The sequence below is a fragment of the Pseudomonas sp. WS 5411 genome, assembly GCF_012985595.1.
In the GTDB taxonomy this organism is placed as follows: Bacteria; Pseudomonadota; Gammaproteobacteria; order Pseudomonadales; family Pseudomonadaceae; genus Aquipseudomonas; species Aquipseudomonas shahriarae.
This window is the reverse complement of the sequence record NZ_JAARMC010000007.1, coordinates 109,641-131,406: the sequence shown is the minus strand read 5'-3', so window position 1 is coordinate 131,406 and position 21,766 is coordinate 109,641. Positions and strand designations below refer to the sequence as shown.

24 protein-coding genes are annotated in these 21,766 nt (G+C 61.6%); 8 read left to right on the top strand and 16 right to left on the bottom strand.

Annotated features, from left to right (window positions below):
* Positions 1–8: 8 nt before the first annotated feature.
* From HBR93_RS13310 to prlC, 4 genes are all read right to left on the bottom strand, one after another.
* A complete protein-coding gene (locus HBR93_RS13310; protein WP_115127087.1) occupies positions 9–1,793 on the bottom strand; it encodes a GMC family oxidoreductase in 1,785 nt (594 codons plus the stop codon).
* Positions 1,794–1,795: 2 nt separating this feature from the next.
* Positions 1,796–2,548 (bottom strand): gluconate 2-dehydrogenase subunit 3 family protein, encoded by a 753-nt coding sequence (locus tag HBR93_RS13305; RefSeq protein WP_169960462.1) that lies wholly within the window; start codon positions 2,546–2,548, stop codon positions 1,796–1,798.
* 291 nt (positions 2,549–2,839) lie between these two features.
* Positions 2,840–3,115, bottom strand: a complete 276-nt coding sequence (locus HBR93_RS13300) for a YheV family putative zinc ribbon protein (protein WP_057439263.1) — start codon at positions 3,113–3,115, stop codon at positions 2,840–2,842.
* Positions 3,112–5,163 (bottom strand): oligopeptidase A, encoded by a 2,052-nt coding sequence (prlC, locus tag HBR93_RS13295; RefSeq protein ID WP_057439264.1) that lies wholly within the window; start codon positions 5,161–5,163, stop codon positions 3,112–3,114. Before prlC ends, HBR93_RS13300 begins: the two co-directional genes overlap by 4 nt.
* 101 nt (positions 5,164–5,264) lie before the next feature.
* Here prlC and HBR93_RS13290 point away from each other — a divergent pair, with 101 nt between their 5' ends.
* On the top strand, positions 5,265–5,807 hold the full coding sequence (locus HBR93_RS13290; protein ID WP_057439265.1) for a gamma carbonic anhydrase family protein: 543 nt from the start codon (positions 5,265–5,267) through the stop codon (positions 5,805–5,807).
* The gene (locus HBR93_RS13285) at positions 5,804–6,463 is read left to right on the top strand and encodes an HAD family hydrolase (protein ID WP_057957890.1); all 660 of its coding nucleotides are present in this window, start codon (positions 5,804–5,806) and stop codon (positions 6,461–6,463) included. The genes HBR93_RS13290 and HBR93_RS13285 overlap by 4 nt, the downstream gene beginning before the upstream one ends.
* 84 nt (positions 6,464–6,547) lie before the next feature.
* On the opposite strand, the gene HBR93_RS13280 is transcribed toward HBR93_RS13285, so the two are convergent.
* Positions 6,548–7,591, bottom strand: coding sequence for an aminopeptidase (locus HBR93_RS13280; RefSeq protein WP_169960461.1), 1,044 nt, complete (start codon positions 7,589–7,591; stop codon positions 6,548–6,550).
* A gap of 87 nt (positions 7,592–7,678) precedes the next feature.
* On the opposite strand from HBR93_RS13280, the gene HBR93_RS13275 reads away from it, so the two are divergent.
* Positions 7,679–8,107, top strand: coding sequence for a hypothetical protein (locus tag HBR93_RS13275; RefSeq protein ID WP_169960460.1), 429 nt, complete (start codon positions 7,679–7,681; stop codon positions 8,105–8,107).
* On the opposite strand, the gene HBR93_RS13270 is transcribed toward HBR93_RS13275, so the two are convergent.
* Both HBR93_RS13270 and HBR93_RS13265 read right to left on the bottom strand, forming a co-directional pair.
* Complete coding sequence (locus HBR93_RS13270; protein ID WP_057439267.1) at positions 8,108–8,347, bottom strand: DUF1161 domain-containing protein; 240 nt, start codon at positions 8,345–8,347, stop codon at positions 8,108–8,110.
* Between the two features lie 149 nt (positions 8,348–8,496).
* Positions 8,497–8,928: an OsmC family protein gene (locus HBR93_RS13265; protein WP_169960459.1), complete on the bottom strand. Its 432-nt coding sequence runs from the start codon at positions 8,926–8,928 to the stop codon at positions 8,497–8,499.
* A 212-nt stretch (positions 8,929–9,140) separates the two neighbouring features.
* On the opposite strand from HBR93_RS13265, the gene HBR93_RS13260 reads away from it, so the two are divergent.
* Entirely contained in the window at positions 9,141–10,142 is a 1,002-nt protein-coding gene (locus HBR93_RS13260; RefSeq protein ID WP_169960458.1) for an LLM class flavin-dependent oxidoreductase, read from the top strand.
* A gap of 68 nt (positions 10,143–10,210) precedes the next feature.
* On the opposite strand, the gene HBR93_RS13255 is transcribed toward HBR93_RS13260, so the two are convergent.
* Together HBR93_RS13255 and HBR93_RS13250 are read right to left on the bottom strand one after the other, a co-directional pair.
* Positions 10,211–10,435 carry a DUF1161 domain-containing protein gene (locus HBR93_RS13255; RefSeq protein ID WP_057439269.1) on the bottom strand — a complete coding sequence of 75 codons (225 nt, stop codon included), beginning with the start codon at positions 10,433–10,435 and terminating at the stop codon, positions 10,211–10,213.
* A 115-nt stretch (positions 10,436–10,550) separates the two neighbouring features.
* Positions 10,551–10,766 (bottom strand): dodecin, encoded by a 216-nt coding sequence (locus tag HBR93_RS13250; protein ID WP_057439270.1) that lies wholly within the window; start codon positions 10,764–10,766, stop codon positions 10,551–10,553.
* 155 nt (positions 10,767–10,921) lie between these two features.
* On the opposite strand from HBR93_RS13250, the gene HBR93_RS13245 reads away from it, so the two are divergent.
* Positions 10,922–11,248, top strand: coding sequence for a DUF883 family protein (locus tag HBR93_RS13245; RefSeq protein ID WP_003170746.1), 327 nt, complete (start codon positions 10,922–10,924; stop codon positions 11,246–11,248).
* On the opposite strand, the gene HBR93_RS13240 is transcribed toward HBR93_RS13245, so the two are convergent.
* Positions 11,245–12,141 (bottom strand): LysR family transcriptional regulator, encoded by an 897-nt coding sequence (locus HBR93_RS13240; protein WP_057439271.1) that lies wholly within the window; start codon positions 12,139–12,141, stop codon positions 11,245–11,247. The two genes, HBR93_RS13245 and HBR93_RS13240, sit on opposite strands and share 4 nt — an antisense overlap.
* A 109-nt stretch (positions 12,142–12,250) precedes the next feature.
* Between HBR93_RS13240 and trpB the strand changes: the two genes are divergently transcribed.
* Together trpB and trpA are read left to right on the top strand one after the other, a co-directional pair.
* Positions 12,251–13,477, top strand: a complete 1,227-nt coding sequence (gene trpB / locus HBR93_RS13235; protein ID WP_057957888.1) for a tryptophan synthase subunit beta — start codon at positions 12,251–12,253, stop codon at positions 13,475–13,477.
* Complete coding sequence (gene trpA, locus HBR93_RS13230) at positions 13,477–14,286, top strand: tryptophan synthase subunit alpha (RefSeq protein WP_057439273.1); 810 nt, start codon at positions 13,477–13,479, stop codon at positions 14,284–14,286. The genes trpB and trpA overlap by 1 nt, the downstream gene beginning before the upstream one ends.
* A gap of 138 nt (positions 14,287–14,424) precedes the next feature.
* On the opposite strand, the gene HBR93_RS13225 is transcribed toward trpA, so the two are convergent.
* The 6 genes from HBR93_RS13225 to HBR93_RS13200 all read right to left on the bottom strand — a co-directional run bounded on the left by HBR93_RS13225 (position 14,425) and on the right by HBR93_RS13200 (position 20,146).
* Complete coding sequence (locus HBR93_RS13225; RefSeq protein WP_057957887.1) at positions 14,425–15,741, bottom strand: MFS transporter; 1,317 nt, start codon at positions 15,739–15,741, stop codon at positions 14,425–14,427.
* Between the two features lie 150 nt (positions 15,742–15,891).
* Positions 15,892–17,040 carry a galactonate dehydratase gene (gene dgoD, locus HBR93_RS13220; RefSeq protein ID WP_032857121.1) on the bottom strand — a complete coding sequence of 383 codons (1,149 nt, stop codon included), beginning with the start codon at positions 17,038–17,040 and terminating at the stop codon, positions 15,892–15,894.
* A gap of 46 nt (positions 17,041–17,086) precedes the next feature.
* Positions 17,087–17,707: a 2-dehydro-3-deoxy-6-phosphogalactonate aldolase gene (locus HBR93_RS13215; protein ID WP_169960457.1), complete on the bottom strand. Its 621-nt coding sequence runs from the start codon at positions 17,705–17,707 to the stop codon at positions 17,087–17,089.
* A gap of 1 nt (position 17,708) precedes the next feature.
* Complete coding sequence (locus HBR93_RS13210) at positions 17,709–18,674, bottom strand: 2-dehydro-3-deoxygalactonokinase (RefSeq protein ID WP_169960456.1); 966 nt, start codon at positions 18,672–18,674, stop codon at positions 17,709–17,711.
* 163 nt (positions 18,675–18,837) lie between these two features.
* Entirely contained in the window at positions 18,838–19,164 is a 327-nt protein-coding gene (locus tag HBR93_RS13205; protein WP_057444830.1) for a DOPA 4,5-dioxygenase family protein, read from the bottom strand.
* Between the two features lie 31 nt (positions 19,165–19,195).
* Positions 19,196–20,146, bottom strand: coding sequence for a LysR family transcriptional regulator (locus tag HBR93_RS13200; protein WP_115127083.1), 951 nt, complete (start codon positions 20,144–20,146; stop codon positions 19,196–19,198).
* 103 nt (positions 20,147–20,249) lie between these two features.
* Between HBR93_RS13200 and betC the strand changes: the two genes are divergently transcribed.
* A complete protein-coding gene (betC, locus tag HBR93_RS13195) occupies positions 20,250–21,764 on the top strand; it encodes a choline-sulfatase (protein ID WP_115127082.1) in 1,515 nt (504 codons plus the stop codon).
* Positions 21,765–21,766 lie beyond the last annotated feature (2 nt).

The following is a 21,766-nucleotide window of genomic DNA, read 5'->3' as shown; positions in this document are numbered from 1 at the left end:
GTCGCTCCTTATGCCTGAACCAGCGGGCCGGGGTTTTTCAGGTACTGCTCGCGAATCGCCCGGGCCGACCAATAGGTCAGCGCCGCCACCAGGCCCGTAGGGTTGTAGCCCAGGCCTTGTGGGAAAGCAGATGCACCTGGGACAAACACGTTGTGCACATCCCAGCACTGCAGGTAGCGGTTCAACGCGCTGGTCTTCGGGTCGGTCCCCATGATCGCGCCACCGTTGAGGTGGGTGGTCTGGTAGGACGCGGTGTTGAAGTGATCGCCGACCTTCTTGCCGAGCACGGCAATCGCCTTGGGGTTCATCGCTTCGGCGATCTTGCCCATTTTTTCGACCATGAAGCGGTTCATCTTGATGTCGTTTTCCTGCCAGTCGAAGGTCATGCGCAGCAGCGGCAGGCCGTAGGCATCACGGTAAACCGGATCCAGATCGAGGTAGTTGCCCCGGTAGGATTGATGGGCGCCGTGGGCGTCCATCGACACCTGGTGGGTGTAGTAATCGGCGGTGGCGCGCTTCCACGCACTGCCCCAGGCCGGCGTGCCCGGCGGGTTGGAGGTGCCGGCAATCGGCCGGCTGCCCGCCTGGTTGACCCACATCGGCGAGCCGCCGACGAAGCCATGGGGACCATGGTCGAAGTTATCGGCGTTGAAATCGTCCACCGCCACGCCATTGCCGCCAGCGCCGATGAAGTTGTTGGTATGCACGTCTTTGTCGAAGTAGGCCTTGATGGTGGCCATGTTCTGGTAGGCGAAGTTCTTGCCCACCACCCCTTCGCCCGTGATCGGGTCGTAGGGCTTGCCGATGCCCGAGAGCAGCATCAGGCGCACGTTATGGAACTGGAAGGCGCCAAGAATCACCAGGTCCGCCGGTTGCTCGATCTCCCGGCCCTGGGCGTCGATATAGGTCACGCCAGTGGCTTTGCGCTTGGTGCTGTCGAGATTGACCTTGAGCACGTGGGAATTTGGCCGCAGCTCAAAGTTCGGCACCTGGCGCAGGGCCGGCAGGATGTTCACGTTGGGCGATGCCTTGGAGTACATGTAGCAGACATACCCGCTGCAAAAACCACAGAAGTTGCACGGCCCCATCTGCGCGCCATAGGGGTTGGTGTAGGGCCCCGAGGTATTGGCCGAAGGCAGGTTGTAGGGCTTATAGCCCACATCGGCGGCAGCTTTCTGGAACAGCTGCGCCGAGTAGGTGTTTTTCTGCGACTCCAGTGGGAAATGGCTGGAGCGATCCGGCGCATAAGGGTTGCCGCCCTTGCCTTCACCCACCAGTTGGCCTTTGACGGTCCAGGCCTGGCCGGAGGTGCCGAAGACTTTTTCGGCGTAGTCAAAGAACGGCTCCAGCTCTTCGTAGCTGACGCCGAAGTCCTGGATGGTCATGTCCTTGGGAATGAAATTTTTGCCGTAGCGCTCTTCGTAGTGGCTGCGCATGCGCAATTCGATGGGGTCCACCCGGAAATGCACACCCGACCAGTGCAGGCCCGCGCCGCCTACGCCGTTACCCGGCAGGAAGGCGCCCAACTGACGGTTGGGCAGGGCAATGTCATTCACGCTATGGCGAATGGTCACGGTTTCCTTGGAGATGTCCTGGAACAGCTTTTTGCGCACGCTGTAGGTCAGTTCGTCGATCACCTGTGGGTAATTACCGTCCGGGTAGGTGTCCTGCATCGGGCCGCGCTCCAGCGCTACCACGTGCAAGCCGGCTTCGGTCAGTTCCTTGGCCATGATCGCGCCTGTCCAGCCGAAGCCGACGATAACCGCATCCACTTTCTTCATGATGGTCGCCACGTTTATGCCCTCTCGCCGCGGATGGAAACAGCCGGGAAGGGGTATTGCTCGTTGCGTTCAACCCAATCCATGAAATCGGCGCGGGCGCCGGGGAAGCCGATCATGGTCCAGCCGACCATGCCTTTGTTGCCGCCGTGGATCGGGTCGCAGAAGAACCCTTCCTTGGTGTTTTGCAGCAACAAATTGAAGAAAATCTTCGGCGGGACCGCCGCGAAATGCTCGCCGGTTTCGGCACCGCCCGCCTCCAGGCGACGCAGCAAATCATCCTGGGTAGCGCTGTCTTGCCCAGCAAATGTTTTACCGTTGAACGCTTTCGACCAGGAATCCGTGGCGGCAATACCCAGGCGATAGATCTCCCTGGGCACCAGTTTGCTCTGCCAGCCCATCTCGGGCGGGGCGTCGGCATTGAACGGGCCTTGCATAAACCACAGGGCGCCACTGGCGTAGGGGGTGTTCATCTGCCGGTCGATATATTCCGGCGCGCCGGCTTCCAAAGCGCCTGGGCCTTGGGCATCAGCAGGGATCAAACGCGCGACGGCGGCGTTGATAAAGGCCCACTCCTCAGCGGTGAAGTAGCTCGGCTCGTAGGCCTTTTCGCTGGCGGGCGCACTGGCCGGGCTGGCCTGGGCAGGTTCGGGCGTGGCCATCAGCATCGAGCCGCCAAGGCCAGTGCTGGCAACCGTGACCACCGGGATCAAGGTCAAGGATTTGCGCAAAAAGTCACGCCGGGGGTTGTCTCGATCTTGATCAGACATGGTGGCACCTCATCATGTGGTCACGGGTTTGAGCAGTCGCTTCATGGAGCGGCTTGTCGTTTTGGATGTAATCAATGGTTACAAATGATAGCAGGCTAAGGAATGAGAGAACCGTTTCAGCCAGGAAAATCGAGAAATGCGCGCAAAAAAATGTGGGAACAGGCTCATGTAGGAGCTGGCTTGCCTGCGATGCAGACGCCTCGGTGTATCAGTGACACCGAGGTGATGCTATCGCAGGCAAGCCAGCTCCTACACAAGCCTGTTCCCACAGGTTGGACGGAGTAAGGCCCGTCAGTCTTTTTTCAGCTTCGGATTAGGGAAGAACTGCACCGCCTGCACCTTGGGGTCCGCCGGCGCTTTCAACGCCGAGGTATTGACCCGCGTGCCCAATTCCTTGGGCACCGACAAACCCTGGTCGTTGAGCGTGTCGGTATAGCCGCAGGCCACGCATTCGCGATGGGGCACATTGTCTTCGGTCCACATCTTCAACTTGTCCGGCTCGCTGCACGCCGGGCACACGGCCCCGGCGATAAATTGCTTTTTGGTGATCACAGGCCCGTCACTCATGCTGCTGCGTCCTCACTCAGGCCGCTGTGGCGCAAGAGTGCGTCAATCGACGGTGCGCGTCCGCGGAAGTCGACGAACAGCACCATCGGCGCCTGGGAACCGCCACGGGCCAGGATCGCCTCGCGGAACGCCCGGCCAGTCTCGGCATTGAGCACGCCGTCTTCTTCGAACTTGGAGAAGGCATCCGCCGACAACACCTCGGCCCACTTGTAGCTGTAGTACCCCGCCGCGTAACCACCGGCGAAGATATGCGCGAAGCTGTTGGGGAAGCGGTTGTAGGCCGGAGGACGCATCACCGACACCTCGTCGCGCACGCCTTCGAGCACCTGCGCCACGCTGCGGCCATCGCCGTGGGTAGCGTGCAGCTCAAAGTCGAACAGCGAGAATTCCAGTTGGCGCACCATCATCAGGCCGGACTGGAAGTTCTTCGCCGCGAGCATTTTTTGCAGCAGGTCCTGGGGCAATGCTTCGCCACTTTCATAGTGACCGGAAATCAGCGCCAGGCCTTCCGGCTCCCAGCACCAGTTCTCCATAAACTGGCTCGGCAACTCCACCGCATCCCAGGCCACACCGTTGATACCGGACACGCCCGCGTGTTCGACGCGGGTCAGCAGGTGGTGCAGGCCGTGACCGAATTCGTGGAACAGGGTGGTGACTTCATCGTGGGTCAGCAGGGCAGGCTTGCCGCTGTCGGCCGGGGTGAAGTTGCACACCAGGTTGGCCACCGGGCTTTGCAGCACACCCTCGGCGGTACGCCGACGATCACGGGCGCCGTCCATCCAGGCACCGCCACGCTTGTTGGCGCGGGCATACAGGTCGAAGAAGAAGCGGCCGACGTGCTGGCCGTTTTCCTTGATTTCGAACAGGCGGACATCCGGGTGCCAGGTATCGAAGCCTTTTTGCTCGGCGATCTCGATGCCGTACAGGCGCTGGACGATGGCAAACAGCCCGCCCAGCACTTTGTCGATCGGGAAGTAGGCACGCAGGGCTTCCTGGGACACGCTGTAGCGCTGTTCACGCAGTTTTTCACCGTAGAAACCGCTGTCCCAGCTTTGCAGGTCGGCGCAGCCTTGTTCGGCAGCGTAGGCCTTGAGCTGCTGCAGGTCCTGGGTGGCAAATGGCTTGCTGCGCTTGGCCAGGTCACGTAGGAAACTCAGTACCTGGTCGCTGGATTCGGCCATTTTGGTGGCCAGGCTCAGTTCGGAGAAAGAGGCGAAGCCAAGCAGTTGGGCCAATTCCTGACGCAGGTCGAGGATCTGTTCCATCACCGGGCCGTTATCGTTCTGACCGGCATTCGGGCCCTGGTCCGACGCGCGGGTGCAGTAGGCCGCGTAGATTTCTTCACGCAGGGCGCGGTCGTGGGCGTAGGTCATCACCGCGTAGTAGCTGGGGAACTCCAGGCTGATCAGCCAGCCGTCGAGGCCTTTGGCCTGGGCCGCAGCAGCCATTTGCGCTTTGGCTGAGTCGGTCAGGCCGGCCAGGGTGGCTTCGTCGGTGACGTGCTTGGTCCAGGCCTGGGTGGCGTCGAGCAATTGATTGGAGAACTTGCTGCCCAGTTCGGAGAGTTTGCTCTGCACCTCGGCATAGCGCTTCTGCTGCTCAGGCGGCAGGTCGATACCCGACAGGCGGAAGTCGCGCAGCGCGTGCTCCAGAATGGTTTTTTGCGCCACGTCGAAACCGGCCGCTTCCGGGCTGTTGGCCAGGGCTTCGAAGGCCTGGAACAGCTCGCGGTTCTGGCCCATCTCGGTGGAATAGGCGCTCAATGCCGGCAGGCAGGCCTCATAGGCTTCGCGCAGTTCGGCGCTGTTGCACACGGCATTGAGGTGGCTGACCGGGCTCCAGGCCGCGCCCAGGCGGTCGTTGAGTTCATCCATGGCCAGGACCAGGCCAGCCCAGGTCGGATTTTTTCCCTGGCTTTGCAGGATGCCTTCGATGGCGACGCGGTTGTCTGCCAGGATCTGTTCGATGGCCGGTTGGACGTGCTCGGCACGGATCGCCGAGAACGGCGGCAGGTCGTAGGACTGCAAAAGAGGGTTGTTCGCGCTCACGGTTGGCACCTTGGCTGAAGAAACAGGTAAGACAAAGATGGGGCCATCTTAATTACAATCAACGTCCACCGCAGCTATCAACCAAACAGAGAGAGGCTATCGTGACCCTTCGCACCTATCAGAATCACACGCCAACCCTCGGCGCCGGGGCTTTCGTCGATGCTTCGGCGGTGGTGATCGGCGATGTCGAAATCGGCGCCGACAGCTCGGTCTGGCCGCTGACGGTGATTCGCGGCGACATGCACCGTATCCGCATCGGCGCGCGCACCAGCGTGCAGGATGGCTGCGTGCTGCACATTACCCACGCCGGCCCTTTCAATCCTGACGGTTTCCCGTTGCTGATCGGTGACGACGTGACCATCGCCCACAAGGTCATGCTGCATGGCTGTACCGTCGGCAGTCGCATCCTGATCGGCATGGGCAGCATTGTGATGGACGGCGCGGTGGTTGAAGACGATGTGATCATCGGTGCCGGCAGCCTGGTGCCGCCGGGCAAGAAACTTGAAAGCGGTTTTTTGTATGTGGGCAGCCCGGTTAAACAAGTTCGCGCGCTTTCTGACAAGGAACGCGCCTTTTTCACCTATAGCGCCGCGAACTACGTGAAGCTCAAGGACCTGCACCTGGCAGAGGGATTCGACCAATGACCCTGGATTACCAGACGGTTCTATTTGACCTGGACGGCACCCTGACCGACCCACGGGAAGGCATCACCCGCTCGATCCAATACGCCTTGGCCAAGCTGGGCATTGATGAGCCGGACCTGACCAAGCTTGAACACTTTATCGGCCCGCCGTTGCTGCAGGCCTTTATGCAGTTCTACGATTTCGACGAGGCCCGGGCGTGGCAGGCGGTGAATTTCTATCGCGAACGCTTCAAGGTCACCGGGCTCTATGAAAACCGGGTATTCGACGGGGTCATGCCATTGCTGGAAGCGTTGAATGGCCAGGGTCGCCAGCTGTATGTGGCCACCTCCAAGCCGTGGGAATTTGCCCGGGAGATCGCCCGGCATTTCGATTTCGCCAAGCACTTCAAGGTGATCTACGGCAGTGAGCTGGACGGCACGCGCACCAACAAGGTCGAACTGATCGCCCACTTGATGCACGAGGAAGGGCTGGACCCGGCCAGTACCTTGATGATCGGCGACCGTAAGCACGACCTGATCGGCGCACGTAGCAATGGCCTGGATGCAGCGGCGGTAGGGTATGGGTTTGGCAGTTTTGCAGAGTTGAGTGCTGAAGCGCCGCGCTGGCATTTTGAGACGCTGGACGAGATGCATCAGGCGTTTTTGCGGCGGGCTTGAGACCGCTATCGCGGGCAAGCCCGCTCCCACATTGGCGGTGTTCACACATCAACATGTGGCAGCTGGCTTGCCTGCGATGGGGCCCTAAAGGTCACGCCCCTCCAACTGCCGCAACGCCAATTTGCGCTGCTCCACCGGCAAGCGCCCCAACTGCTCCACGGCACCGTAGAACCTCAGCCAATCCCCACCCTCGTGGCGGAACAACGCCGCAAACGCCGGCACCCACTGGTCATACAGCCCAAACGGCAACAACCGCGCATTGTTCATCGGCTGATTGATCCAGGCGTCATAACGCTTGTCGCCGCCCCACTGGCTGTCGCGCATCTGCCGATAATCACTGCGCAAGCGCTCGAACTCGGCGGCCTTGGCCTGGCGCATGGCATCGGCGGCCAACGGCTGCGCATACAGGCGCTCCAGGCGGCTGCGGGTGTCGAGGATCAACTGGATAAACTGGTCGCGCTGCTTCAAGGTCGATTCACTCGCAGGCGCCAGGCCACGGGCCGCGCGCCATTGCCGGGTGCCTTCCTGCTCGACGAAGGTGGCAAACGACTCATTGAACTCGGTGTCGTCCTTCACATAAAAGCGCTGGTGCGCCAGCTCGTGAAAAATCACCGTGGCCAGGCGCTCTTCACCCCAACGCATCATCGAACTCATGATCGGGTCATCGAACCAGCCGAGGGTGGAATAGGCCTCGACCCCGCCAATCGACACATCCATGCCACGCAGTTGCAACAACGCCGCCTCGCCCCGCGCCGCACCCTGAGTGTAATAACCACGGTAGGCCACACATCCGGCAATCGGGAAGCAATGGTTCTGGGGTAACAAGGAAAATTCTGATGTAGCGAAGACATTCCAGACGACATACGGCCGGCCGATATCGGCATACAGGCGATAGCTCTGATTGTCAGGCAGGTGCAACTGTTGGCTGGCGAAGGTGCGCGCCTTCTGGGAGTGCGCCAAATGCTCACGCAACACTTGCGGGCGCGTCGGATCGGCAATCACTTCGGCCACCGGCTGCCGCGCCTGCAGTAACTGCCATTGGCCGCTGGCCAGCTGGCTGTAGTAGCTGACACTGGAGCAACCGCCGAGCCACAGGCACATCAGCCCCGCCAAGAAACGCCACACCATGTCAAACCGCTCCAGAGTCATTGGCCCGCCAGACTAACTGGCCGGCAGGGGTTATGCTCATACCATTCCTACGGTTGAGTGCCCACTATGCGTCAGCTCCTGCTTCCCTTGGCGGCGATTTTTCTCAGCGCCTGTACCTCCGCGCCAATCCCGTCCGCCGACCCGCAACAGGCCTGGGTCGATTTCGCCACGCCGACGCCGGGCGCCAAGCTGGTCATGGCGCAACGCCTGGACGGCAAGGCCCTGGACGATGGGCGCTACTTCCAGGTGCCAGCGGGCAGCCATGAGTTGATGGTGCGTTTTGATTTTGAAGTGTATGCCGGGGCGGGCCTGGGTGGCGGGCTGAACCAGCCCCAGGAGCGCACCTGTTTTATCACCCTGCAATATGACCAGTTCCAGGCCGGCCAACGCTACCGCCTGGAAGGGCGCTCGCTGGGCTTTACCCCGAACATCCGGCTGTATGACGCCCAGCGTCAGTTGCTGGCCGAGGAACGCAGCATCAACTGCATTCCCTGATCAGTCATCGTTGCGCTGGTAGATGATGCGCTTGGTGCCGTTTTCGCAGGAGCCGACGATCATGGCTTCGTCATGATTCTTGGCTTCTTCGGCGGTGATGATTTCCAGGGTGTAGGACGGGATTGCCTTGGCCTGTAGGCCGACTTCAATCTCTTTCCTGAGCTCTTCACAGTCTTTCGGTGCGGCCATTGCCGATGTGGCCAAAACACCGCAGATAATCGCCAAGGCAAAACGTTTCATGTGTGAAGCTCCCTAAATGCGCTGCGCACGGGTGTGCGCCAAAGGCTGCATGGGTATGAGACCACATTTGCGAAACGCGAGTTCTGATTTAACGCAGAACAAAATGTGGGGGGCGAGCAAGCCCGCTCCCACATTGGACCTGCGCAGGGTCAGCTGACGAGGGTGCCATCCAGGGTGATGGTGGCATTCAGCACCTTGGACACCGGGCATCCTTCCTTGGCCTTCTTGCTCAGTTCATCGAACTGCGCCTGGCTCGCGCCGGGAATCTTGGCCTTGAGGATCAGGTGAACCGCTGCGATCGCAAAACCACCGTCCACCTGGTCCAGGGTCACTTCGGCCTGGGTGTCGATACTGTCGGCCTTGAGCCCGGCATCACCGAGAATCATGGAAAAGGCCATGGAGAAACAACCGGCATGGGCCGCGCCGATCAGTTCTTCAGGGTTAGTGCCCTTGCCGCCTTCGAAACGTGCCTTGAAGCCGTAGGGGGCTTCGCGCAGTACGCCGGTTTCGGTCGAGATAGAGCCCAGACCGGTTTTCAGGTCGCCTTCCCAGTGTGCGGAGGCTTTTTTCACGATACTCATAGCGATCTCCCAAGCAGTGGTTGTGCATCAGTAAGGTTCTGAGGATAGAACCTCTGGCAAAGTTCACCCCGTCGGAAAAACCAAGTGGATTAGTAGGAAATTTCATGCCCACTATTGAATCTCGGGTATATGCCCACATTGCATAGAACATGCACATGAAGCGGCAGGTTTTGGTTCGTCACAAGCCTGCGCCCCTATGGAGAAGCAGGCTTATGAAACCACTGTCCGATGTAAAGTTCTCGACCCTCGACCTGGTACCGGTGCGCGCCAATGGCAGCCCGGCGCAGTCGCTGCGCAATTCCCTGGACCTGGCCCAGCATGTGGAAAAGCTCGGCTACACCCGTTTCTGGGTAGCCGAGCACCACAATATGGATGGCATCGCCAGCTCCGCGACCTCGGTACTGCTGGGCTATCTGGCCGGCGGCACCTCGACCATCCGGGTCGGCGCAGGCGGCGTGATGCTGCCCAACCATGCGCCACTGGTGATCGCTGAACAGTTCGGCACCCTGGAGAGCCTCTACCCCGGCCGGATCGACCTGGGCCTGGGCCGCGCACCCGGCTCCGACCAGATGACCGCCCGCGCCTTGCGCCGCGAGCGCTCCGGCAGCGCCGATGACTTCCCGGAAGGTGTGGCCGAGTTGATGGCCTACCTGGGCCCGCGTACCCCCGACCAACGGGTGATCGCCATGCCGGGCACCGGCACCAACGTCCCGATCTGGCTGCTCGGCTCCAGCCTGTTCAGCGCCCAACTGGCCGGCGAGCGCGGTTTGCCCTACGCCTTCGCCTCCCATTTCGCACCGCGCATGATGCATGAGGCGATTCGCGTCTATCGCAATCACTTCAAGCCTTCGGCGGTGCTCGACAAGCCTTATGTGATGCTCGGGGTGCCGCTGGTGGCCGCCGATACCGATGAACAGGCCGATTACCTGGCCACGTCGGTCTACCAACGGATCCTCGCGCTGATGCGTGGGCAAAGCCTGGTCCAGCGCCCGCCAGTCGACAGCATGGACGGCCTGTGGCTGCCCCATGAGAAAGACGCGGTAGGTAGTTTTCTAGGCCTGGCAATGGTGGGGAGCCCGGCGAAGATTCGCGCCAAGCTGGAGGTGTTGATCGAGCAGACCGGTGCCGATGAGCTGATCTTTACCTGCGACCTGTACGAGCATGCTGATCGGATTCATTCCTACGAGCTGCTGGCACAAGTGATGAAGGGCTAAAACCCCTGTGGGCGTTGTCGAGCCTTGGCGAGGCTCGACAACGCCCACAGTTGGTTGCTACCACGGGATCACCCGCGGTTGTAGACGATTTCCTTGGTACCACCTTCGCAACTGCCGACCACTTCGCCGTTGGTTGCGCTGCCTTTATCGACAATTTCCAGGGTGTACCCGGAAGCGCCATTGGCCTGGATCTTGGCGTCGATTTCGCTTTTCAGCTCGCCACAAGGTTTGCCAGCCGCCAGGGCTGTACCTGCCAGGCTCAACAAACCTACCGCTAACAGAAACTTTTTCATCCGTTACTTTCCTTGCGCTGATCAAAAAATGTACGCCGACACGCAGGGTATCGGCGCCCAAAGGGTGTAGCGCAGGTTATGGCAATCGGCCAGCGTGCAAGTTCAACCGTGCCGATCAACTATTGGCAATACGGAAGCCCACCTTGAGGGTCACTTGGAAGTGCGCGGCCTTGCCGTCCTTGATGTGGCCACGGGTTTCGGTGACCTCAAACCACTCCAGGTGCTTGATGCTCTTGTTGGCCTCGGCCAGGGCATTGTTGATGGCGTCCTCGATGCTGGTTGGGGACGAGCCCACCAGTTCGACTTTTTTGTAGGTGTGATGATCAGTCATGAGTGCTCTCCTGGGTCGATGAATACAGCCTAGCAGTGATTCTTCGTACTGCTTCTGGCGACTCTTCTCACCTGAAAGTTCAGATTTACTGCACTTTCTGAAACCCCCGCAGTCGGAATCAACACACGTTACTCATTCACTCCAGGAGAGCCCACATGGCCAACACCTCTTTACGCAAAGCGTCATTGGAAAGCATGGAAGCCGAGATTTCGAGCCTGCTCAAATCCCTTGAGAGCCTCAAGGACGATGCATCCGACGAGTCGCGCAAAACCCTCAAGGCCCTGAAAAGCAATGCCGAGAATGCCCTCAAGCACTCCCGCCATCTGATCAGCGATGCCTACGAAGAAAGCAAAGTGAAAATCCGCGAAACCGGGGTTGCCACCCGTGACTATGCCCAGGAGCACCCTTGGACCACCGCCGGCGTTGCCGTTGGCGCACTGGGCCTGCTGGCGGCCTACCTGCTGTGCAAACGCGGTGACTAAACCGGTTGGCGCGCAAGCTCAGCCTTGAGCCATTGCGCCAACTGCCGGGCGCGCCCATCCGCGGCGCGCTTGGGTAGCCACAACGCCAGTTGCGCCGGGGTTTGACTAAAACCCCACGGCGCAACCAGGCGACCGGCACGCACGTCCTCCGCCACCAGCGGTTGCGGTGCGATCGCCACCCCCAGGCCCGCTACGGCCGCCTCCAGCAAATAATACAAATGCTCAAAACCCTGGCCGTACTTAAGCGCGCTGGCGTCGATGCCATGGTGCTGCGCCCAATTGGGCCAGGCTTGCGGGCGCGAGGTGGTGTGCAACAGGGCTTCACCCAGCAAGGCCTGGGCGGGCGCCTGGCGCAGGGCCTGGTAATGGGCAAAGTGCGGGCTCATCACCGGGCCGATCCGCTCGCTGACCAACTCGTACACCTGCATATCGGCCGGCCACGGCGGCTCGGCAAACACCAGCAAGGCATCCAAGCCCGGCCGTCTGGGGTCAAGATCACCTTCGCCCGCTGATAGATGCAGGCGCAAATCCGGCAAATCCGCATTCAAGCGCCCCAGCCGTGGAATAAACCAGCGCGCCAGCAAACTGCCGGAACAGCCGAGAACAAACGGCGCATCAGCGCTGCTCTGGGTCAGTTCCCCGCACACATCCCGCAGGCGCTCGAACGCCTCGAAGCTGGCATCGCGCAGCCGCACCCCGGCATCTGTGAGTTTAATGCCACGCCCATCCTTGACGAAAAGACTCACCCCAAGGTGTTCTTCCAACACTTTCAGTTGTCGGCTGACGGCACCGTGGGTCACATGCAATTGCTCGGCAGCCTGGCTGACGCTGTTGAGGCGGGCAGTGGCTTCGAACGCACGCAGGGCGTTAAGGGGTGGAAGGTCTCGGCTCATCTGTGAGTTTTCCTGACAGGTTGCGGCGATCTTATCGGTTTTCACGGTACAGCGTCAGGGGTAGAGTGGCCGTCATTGCCTCTCCCACCTCTTCATCCTGGAGCGCACCATGACTCAGTCCCAGACCGATTTACGCAACGGCCCTGATGCCAACGGCCTGTTTGGCGCGTTCGGCGGCCGCTACGTGGCGGAAACCCTGATGCCGTTGATCCTCGACCTGGCCCGCGAATACGAAGCGGCCAAAGTCGATCCGGCCTTCAACGAAGAACTGGCCTACTTCCAGCGCGACTACGTCGGACGCCCAAGCCCGCTGTATTTCGCCGAGCGCCTGACCGAGTTCTGCGGCGGCGCCAAGATCTACCTCAAGCGTGAAGAGCTGAACCACACCGGCGCGCACAAGATCAATAACTGCATCGGCCAGATCCTGCTGGCGCGGCGCATGGGCAAAAAACGCATCATCGCCGAGACCGGCGCCGGCATGCACGGCGTGGCCACCGCCACCGTCGCCGCGCGGTTTGGCCTGCAATGCGTGATCTACATGGGCACCACCGATATCGAGCGCCAGCAGGCCAACGTGTTTCGCATGAAGCTGCTGGGTGCCGAAGTGATCCCAGTGGTCGCCGGCACCGGTACCCTCAAGGACGCGATGAACGAAGCCCTGCGCGACTGGGTAACCAACGTCGACAGCACCTTCTACCTGATCGGCACCGTGGCCGGCCCGCACCCATACCCTGCGATGGTGCGCGACTTCCAGGCGGTGATCGGCAAGGAAACCCGCACCCAGTTGCAAGCCCAGGAAGGCCGCCTGCCGGACAGCCTGGTGGCGTGCATCGGCGGTGGCTCGAATGCCATGGGCCTGTTCCACCCGTTCCTCGATGACACCAGCGTGGAGATCATTGGTGTTGAAGCCGCCGGCTACGGCATCGAAACCGGCAAGCACGCGGCCAGCCTCAATGGCGGCGTACCGGGCGTGCTGCACGGCAACCGTACCTTCCTGTTGCAGGACGACGACGGCCAGATCATCGACGCCCACTCGATCTCTGCGGGCCTCGATTACCCCGGCATCGGCCCTGAGCACGCATGGTTGCACGACATTGGCCGCGTCCAGTACACCTCGGTAACCGACGACGAAGCCCTCGACGCCTTCCACAAATGCTGCCGCCTGGAAGGGATTATTCCGGCACTGGAAAGCGCCCACGCCCTGGCCGAAGTGTTCAAGCGCGCCCCGACCCTGCCCAAGGATCACCTGATGGTGGTCAACCTGTCAGGCCGTGGCGACAAGGACATGCAGACCGTTATGCACCATATGGAAACCGCCAAGCAGGAGAAACACTGATGAGCCGCCTGCAAACCCGCTTTGCGCAACTCAAGGAACAAAACCGCGCCGCCCTGGTGACCTTCGTTACCGCTGGCGACCCGGGGTATGACACCTCCCTGGCGATCCTCAAGGGCTTGCCGGCAGCCGGCGCCGATGTGATCGAACTGGGCATGCCTTTCACCGACCCCATGGCCGATGGCCCGGCGATCCAGCTGGCCAATATCCGTGCGTTGGGCGCCAAGCAGAACCTGGCGAAAACCCTGCAGATGGTGCGCGAGTTCCGCAAGGGCAACACTGATACACCGCTGGTGCTGATGGGCTACTTCAACCCGATCCACATGTACGGCGTGCCACGGTTTATCAGTGACGCAAAAGAGGCCGGCGTCGATGGCCTGATCGTGGTCGATATGCCACCGGAACATAACAGCGAACTGTGCGACCCGGCCCAGGCCGCGGGCATCGACTTTATCCGCCTGACCACGCCAACCACTGACGATGTGCGCCTGCCCACCGTGCTCAACGGCAGCTCCGGGTTTGTGTACTACGTGTCGGTGGCCGGTGTGACCGGTGCCGGTGCCGCCACCCTGGAGCACGTGGAAGAAGCCGTCGGCCGCCTGCGCCGGCATACCGACCTGCCGATCAGCATCGGCTTCGGCATCCGCACCCCGGAACAAGCCGCCGCCATCGCCCGCCTGGCGGACGGTGTGGTGGTGGGGTCGGCGCTGATCGACCACATCGCCAATGCCAGCAACGACCAGCAAGCGATTGACGGGGTGTTGAGCCTGTGTGCAGCGCTGTCGGAAGGTGTGCGTAACGCTCGCAAGTAAGATTCTTGCTCTGGGCAAGCGGGCTGTTGTGGCGAGGGAGCTTGCTCCCGTTGGACTGCGTAGCAGTCCCATTTTAGGGCCGCTTCGCGCCCCAACGGGAGCAAGCTCCCTCGCCACAGGCCCCTAGCGGATAGGTATCTATTCCTTGAGCTCGATGCGCTCGACCTTGCCCACCAGCAGTATGTAGGACAGCGCCCCCAGCAGCGCCAGCACCGCAATGTAGGTAATCGCCGGCGCAAACGAATCGCCCGTGGCCAGAAAGCCAATGACGATCGGCGTGGTGATCGCCGCCAGGTTGCCGATGAAATTGAACACTCCCCCAGTCAGCCCCAACAGCCGCGCCGGCGCCAGGGTCGAGACCAGCGACCAGGTGATCGACGCCAGGCCGTTGCCGAAAAACGCCACCGCCAGGAACGCAATCACCAGTGGCGTCGAATCGACGAAGTTGGCGCCAATGATTGCCGTGGAAATCAGCAGGCCGCTGATGATCGGCAACTTGCGCGCAAACCCCACCGAGGTGCCACGGCGGATCAGCCAGTCGGAAAACAGCCCGGAACACAACACCCCGACAAAGGCCGCGAGGAAGGGTAGCGAGGCGAGCAGGCCGGACTTGATGAAGTCCATGCCGCGATATTTCACCAGGTAGGTCGGGAACCATGTCAGGAAAAACCACAGGGTCGAGTTCAGGCAGAACTGGCCCAGGTAGATGCCCCACAGCTTGCGCTTGCTCAGCACGATCCCCAGGTCGACCCAACTGAAGGGCGCCTTGCGCTTGGCAGTTTGTGCGTCCAGGTCCACCAGGCCGCCGCCTGCGCGGATCAGCTCGATTTCTGCGCTATTGACCCCTTTGAAGTCCCGCGGCTCGCGGTACACCGCGTACCACACCAGCGCCCAGAGGATGCCCACCGCGCCGGTGCTGATAAACACCATGTGCCAGCCATAGTGGTGCTGCAACCAGGCCAGCACCGGGGTGAGGAACGCCAGCCCGACGAACTGCCCGGACGTGTAGAAACCAATGGCCGTGGCACGCTCGCGCTCGGGAAACCAACTGGTGACGACCCGGCTGTTGATCGGATAAGCCGGCGCTTCCAGGGCACCCACCGCCATGCGCAACACGAACAACGCGATAAAGCTCGCAGCAAAGCCCAGCATCACCGTGGCAATCGACCATAACAGCAGGGCGGCGGTGTACAGAATGCGCGGCGGCACCCGGTCCACCAGCCAGCCGCCGGGGATTTGCATGGCGGCATAGGTCCAGCCGAACGCCGAAAAAATCAGCCCGACATGCACCGGGTCGATGCCCAGCTCACTGGTCAGGGCTGGCGCGGCAATTGACAGGTTGCTGCGGTCCAGGTAGTTGATCACCACCGTGATAAACAGCAGGACCATGATGAAGTAACGCTTGCGGCTGGGCGTGACTAAAGACGCCTGCCCGGTGAGGGTTTCAGGGTGCATGGGGGAGCCTCTTATTATGTTTATTGAGGTCGGTTAACGGCTACCGGGTTGAAAGTGGAAGCTGGCTTGCCTGCGATGGCGGCGGAACATTTAAGATTGCTATCGCAGGCAAGCCAGCTCCCACACTGACCACGTGCCATCAGGTGAAAATCACCACTCGGCAAAGCTGCCATCGGCATGCCGCCAGATCGGGTTGCGCCAGCGGTGACCAATGGCCGCGCGCTCGATCACGTATTCCTCGTTGATCTCAATCCCCAGGCCCGGCCCGTTGGGGATCTTCACGAAGCCTTGGTCGTAATCAAAAACTCCCGGATCGCGCACGTAGTCGAGCAGGTCATTGCTCTCGTTGTAGTGAATGCCCAGGCTTTGCTCCTGGATAAACGCGTTGTAGCAAACCGCGTCCAGCTGCAGGCACGCCGCCAGGGCAATCGGCCCCAGCGGGCAGTGCAGGGCCAGGGCCACGTCGTAGGCTTCGGCCATGTTGGCGATCTTGCGGGTTTCGGTGATGCCGCCGGCATGGGACGCATCCGGCTGGATGATGTCGACGTAGCCTTCGCTGAGCACGCGCTTGAAGTCCCAGCGTGAGAACAGCCGCTCACCCAAGGCAATCGGGGTGCTGGTCAGGGGCGCCAGCTCCTTGAGCGCTTCGTAGTTTTCGCTGAGCACCGGTTCTTCGATAAACATCAACTTGTACGGGTCCAGCTCTTTCATCAGCACCTTGGCCATGGGCTTGTGCACGCGGCCATGGAAGTCCACGCCGATGCCGACATTCGGGCCGACCGCATCGCGCACGGCGGCGACGTTGGCCAGGGCCTGGTCGACCTTGTCGAAGGTGTCGAGAAACTGCAGCTCCTCGGTGCCATTCATCTTCACCGCCGTAAACCCACGGGCCACGGCTTCCTTGGCCGCACGGGCGGTGTCAGCCGGGCGGTCACCGCCGATCCACGAATAGACACGGATCTTGTCCCGCACCTGGCCGCCCAGCAGGTCGCTGACCGACACCCCGAGGGCCTTGCCCTTGATGTCCCACAAGGCCTGGTCGATGCCGGCCAGGGCGCTCATATGAATCGCACCGCCCCGGTAGAAGCCGCCGCGATACAGCACGGTCCAGATATCTTCGATATTGCGTGGGTCTTTGCCGATCAAATAGTCGGACAGCTCCTCGACCGCGGCCGCCACGGTGTGGGCGCGGCCTTCAACCACGGGCTCGCCCCAACCGGTCACACCCTGGTCGGTTTCCACTTTGAGGAAGCACCAGCGCGGCGGCACGATAAAGGTGGTCAGTTTGGTGATTTTCATCTGCTTATCTCTCTTGTCGGATGCAGCGCCTGGGCGCCAGGCACACTCAGTTCAAGGCGTTCCAGGCAGCGACATACGCCTGGGCACGGCTCGCCACCTGCTCGACACTCATGCCGGGCTTGAACAGCCCGGAGCCCAGGCCAAAGCCCTTGACCCCGGCGTCGACGAACACTTGCATGTTGTCCGGGGTAATCCCGCCCACCGGCAGCAGGACCGTGCCGGCCGGCAGCACCGCCAGCCAGGCCTTGACCACCGCCGGGCCCATTTGCTCGGCCGGGAACAGCTTCAGCACATCGGCACCTTCGGCCAGGGCGGCGAAAGCTTCGGTGGGCGTCGCGACCCCGGGCGACAGGTACAGGCCCGCGGCTTTTGCGGCGCGCAGCACCTTGGCATCACTGTGGGGCATAACGATCACCTGGCCACCCGCCGCCTTCACCCGCTCCACCTGCTCGGGCGTCAGCACGGTGCCGGCACCGATCAGGCAATCGGCGGGCAACGTCTCACGCAGGGTGCGGATGCTGGTGTAGGGATCGGGCGAGTTGAGCGGCACTTCGATCACCCGGAACCCGGCCTGGTACAGCACCTGGCCGACAGCTGCGGCCTCATCCGGGCACAAGCCCCGCAAGATCGCGATCAAACCGTTTTGAGTGAGTGCTTGCTTGAGCATGTTAGGCCTCGATTGCAGGTTGAATGAGCCCGGCGGCCAGTGCCAGTTGCCACAGGCCGCGCTGAGTTGCTTCTTGCGCGAGGCTGACGTGGCTGAAACCACACAGGGCGAGGGCGCGCTGGTAACGGGCGCAGAGGGCGTTGGCGCCGACCAGGATGATCGACGGGATGCGTGCACGGTCGGGCAAGCCGGCCAGTTCATGGCCGATCAGCAGGCCGGACAGGTAGTCGGGTTGCTGCTCAGGGGTCAGTTCAGCGGTCAACCCGAGGGTGCGCGCGCTGAACAGGGTCGACAGCACCCCACGCTGGCCATCCGCTGAAAGCGCCACGTGCACGCCTCGATCAAACGCTTGGGCCTGGAACTGCCCGGCGCTCTTTTGCGTGCGCCCCAGAATGCTGTGCGTGCTCAGCACCGCGAACAGTTCACCGGTCATGAAGGTGTCAAAGTGGGTGATGCGGCCTTCGACCACCTCGACCCATTTGGAATGGCTGCCGGGCAGGCCGATCAATAACTCAGCGCAGGCTGGCAGGCTTTGCAGCACGCCGAGCACCTGGGTTTCTTCGCCGCGCATCACGTTGGGCAAGCCAACCTGCTCGATCACGCCGGGCACGATATGCACATCGACACCGCGCAGGCTGCGTACCTTGTGCAGGGCCTGGCCGAGGCTGGCGACGTCGACCGGCGTCTTGCGATAGGCCGCTTCGCCCCAGCCCTGGGCGCTGCCGACCATGCCGCAGGCAATCACCGGCAGATCGGGCTGGGCAGCCAGCCAGTCGCCACAGGCGTCATCAAACGCCAGTTCAAACCCATCGCTGCAGTGAATGCCGGCAATCACCCGTGGTTCGCTGGGCAAATGCATGATCCCCGACGCCAGCGAGCGCTGTTCGAGGACCTGGCCACCGGGGCCGAGCTTATAAGCACGAAGGGAACTGGTACCCCAATCGAGCGCGATCAATTGCGCCGGCATCGCTTCACCTGGAATGTGACAGATGGCCGACTATAAACCTAAGGTTTGAAATATCTCAATATATAAATATCAATCCCATATAGTGGAACAAGATAAAGAAAATCCCCACGCCCCCGTACTTTTCATCGCACAGGAACGTGAGGATTCAGCTGACAGTAACTGGTTAAAAAATCGACAGATCCAACGGGCGCATGGCCCCCATCCAGATCGCGTAGTCGGTGTGGTCCTTCAGGTCATCGCCGGTATCCGGGTGCAGAAACACCACCAACCCATTGCGATTGAGCGCCAGCCACGGCAGCGCCACGCCGATGTACTGCGGGTCGAACGCCAGCTGGCAGCTCCAATCCGGGTGCGGGCCCACCGGGCGCTCATGCATGCGCCCCATGCGCAGCGGGAAGATGGCCGCCGCGTCTTCACACAGCGTGCGCGCCTGGTCGATCGTACTGGCGTCGAAGTAGATATGGGCGTGGTAGCCCTTGATACGTTGCATGACAGGCTCCGGACTCGTTGATCGGCCGATCCTAGACCGCAATCGACGGCAGGGCCAGCCCGGCCAGGGGCTGCGCGCTGCTGGCCTGCTCCGCCGCCAGCCACTCGACAAACCGTTCGATCAGCTGCCCGCGGCGCTTGCGCTGGGGCAACACCACGTAATATCCAAAGCGCGAGATCACCGTGTCGCCAATCGGCCGGCACAACCACTTCTGCTCCAGCAGGTTATCCACCAGATGGCGCCAGCCGATGGCCACACCCTGGCCGGCAATCGCCGCCTGGATCAGCAGGGTGTAATTGTCGAAACGCAGCGGCCCCGGGGTTGGTGCGGCGGTGATCCCCAGTTCGCGAAACACCCCGTTCCAGTCGAACCACTGGCTGTTGTTTTCCTGGCGCAGGTGCAACAGCGGCAGTTCCTGCAGGCTTTGTAGCGACAGGGGTGCAGTGCGGCCCTTGAGCAGTTGCGGGCTGCACACCGGGAACACTTCCTCGTTGAACAACCACTGGCTGTGGCCCTGGCGAAAACGCCCATCGCCAAACAACACCGCCACATCGATATCACTGCGCAAGGTCGCGTGGTTGCGCTCGCTGGTGACCAGGCTCACATCCACCTGTGGGTTGGCTTCGTGAAAGCGATGCAGACGTGGCATCAGCCAATAGGCAGCGAAGGCGAAGTCAGTCGCCACTTGCAACACTTCGTGCTGGTCCTGCTCTGTGATCGCGCCCAGGCCCGTATCAATGCTCTGCAACCCGGCCTGAACATGTTCGAACAGCAGCATGCCCGCGTCCGTCAGTTCGATGCCACGGTAGATGCGATCAAACAGGCGCACCGCCAGTTGTTCTTCCAGGCGCTTGATCTGCTGGCTGACAGCCGGCTGGGTGGTGCCCAGCTCCATGGCCGCCGCGGTGAAGCTGCGATGACGGGCGGCGGCTTCAAAGGCCCGCAACAGATCCAGCGACAGGTTACCCAGGGCTTTATACATAAGCGGTGCTTATCCTAGACATTGCTTTTCATGGGCTTTACCACGGTTTCCATGGCCTGCATGCTCAATCGCATAAACACTGACTATGGAATGCCGAGAGACCATGAAGCGCAAGAACATTCTTTTCATCATGGCCGATCAAATGGCCGCGCCGTTGCTTCCGTTCTACGGGCCTTCGCCGATCAAACTGCCCAACCTGAGCCGCCTCGCCGCCCAGGGCGTGGTGTTCGACGCTGCATACTGCAACAGCCCGCTGTGCGCGCCGTCGCGCTTTACCCTGGTCAGCGGCCAGTTGCCGAGCAAGATCGGCGCCTACGACAACGCGGCGGATTTCCCCGCCGACGTCCCGACTTACGCCCACTACCTGCGCCGCCTCGGCTATCGCACGGCGCTGTCGGGCAAGATGCATTTCTGCGGGCCCGACCAGCTGCACGGCTATGAAGAGCGCCTCACCAGCGATATCTACCCCGCCGACTACGGCTGGGCGGTGAACTGGGATGAGCCCGACGTGCGCCCCACCTGGTATCACAATATGTCGTCGGTGCTGCAAGCCGGCCCGTGTGTGCGTACCAACCAGCTGGATTTCGACGAAGAGGTGGTGTTCAAGGCCCAGCAGTACCTGTTCGACCATATTCGCGAGGACGGCGACCAGCCGTTCTGCCTCACGGTGTCCATGACCCACCCCCACGACCCGTACACCATTCCCAAACCGTTCTGGGATCTGTACGACGACAGTGACATCCCAATGCCTACAACCCCGGCCCAGACCGAGCTGGACCCCCATTCCCAGCGCCTGCTCAAGGTCTACGACCTGTGGGACAAGCCGCTGCCTGTGGATAAGATCCGCGATGCGCGGCGCGCCTACTTCGGTGCCTGCAGCTACATCGACAGCAATGTCGGCAAACTCCTGCAAACCCTGCAGGACACTGGCCTGGCCGAGGACACCATCATTGTGTTCTCCGGCGACCACGGCGACATGCTCGGCGAGCGTGGGCTCTGGTACAAAATGCACTGGTTTGAAATGGCCGCTCGGGTGCCGCTACTGGTCTGTGCGCCGGGGCAATTCCAGGCCGGGCGGGTGAGTGCGGCGGTGTCCACTGCCGACCTGTTGCCGACCCTGGTGGAGCTGGCCGGCGGTGAACTCGACGCCAACCTGCCCCTGGATGGCCGCTCGCTGGTCCCGCACTTGCAAGGGCAGGGCGGGCATGACGAGGTGTTCGGCGAATACATGGCCGAAGGCACCATCGGCCCACTGATGATGATTCGCCGGGGCGCCTACAAATTCATCTACAGCGAGGACGATCCTTGCCTGCTGTTCGATGTACACAACGACCCCCGTGAGCAGGAAGAACTCAGCCAGTCGCCGGCCCACCGTGCGCTGTTCGACGCCTTCCTGGTCGAGGCGCGAGCCAAATGGGACATGCCCGCGATCCACCAGCAAGTGCTCGCCAGCCAGCGCCGCCGGCGCCTGGTATACGAGGCGCTGACACTGGGCAAACTCAAGAGCTGGGATCACCAGCCGCTGGTAGACGCCAGCCAGCAGTACATGCGCAACCATATCGACCTCGACGATCTGGAGCGCAAGGCACGTTATCCACAACCCTGCCAAAACCAATAAAT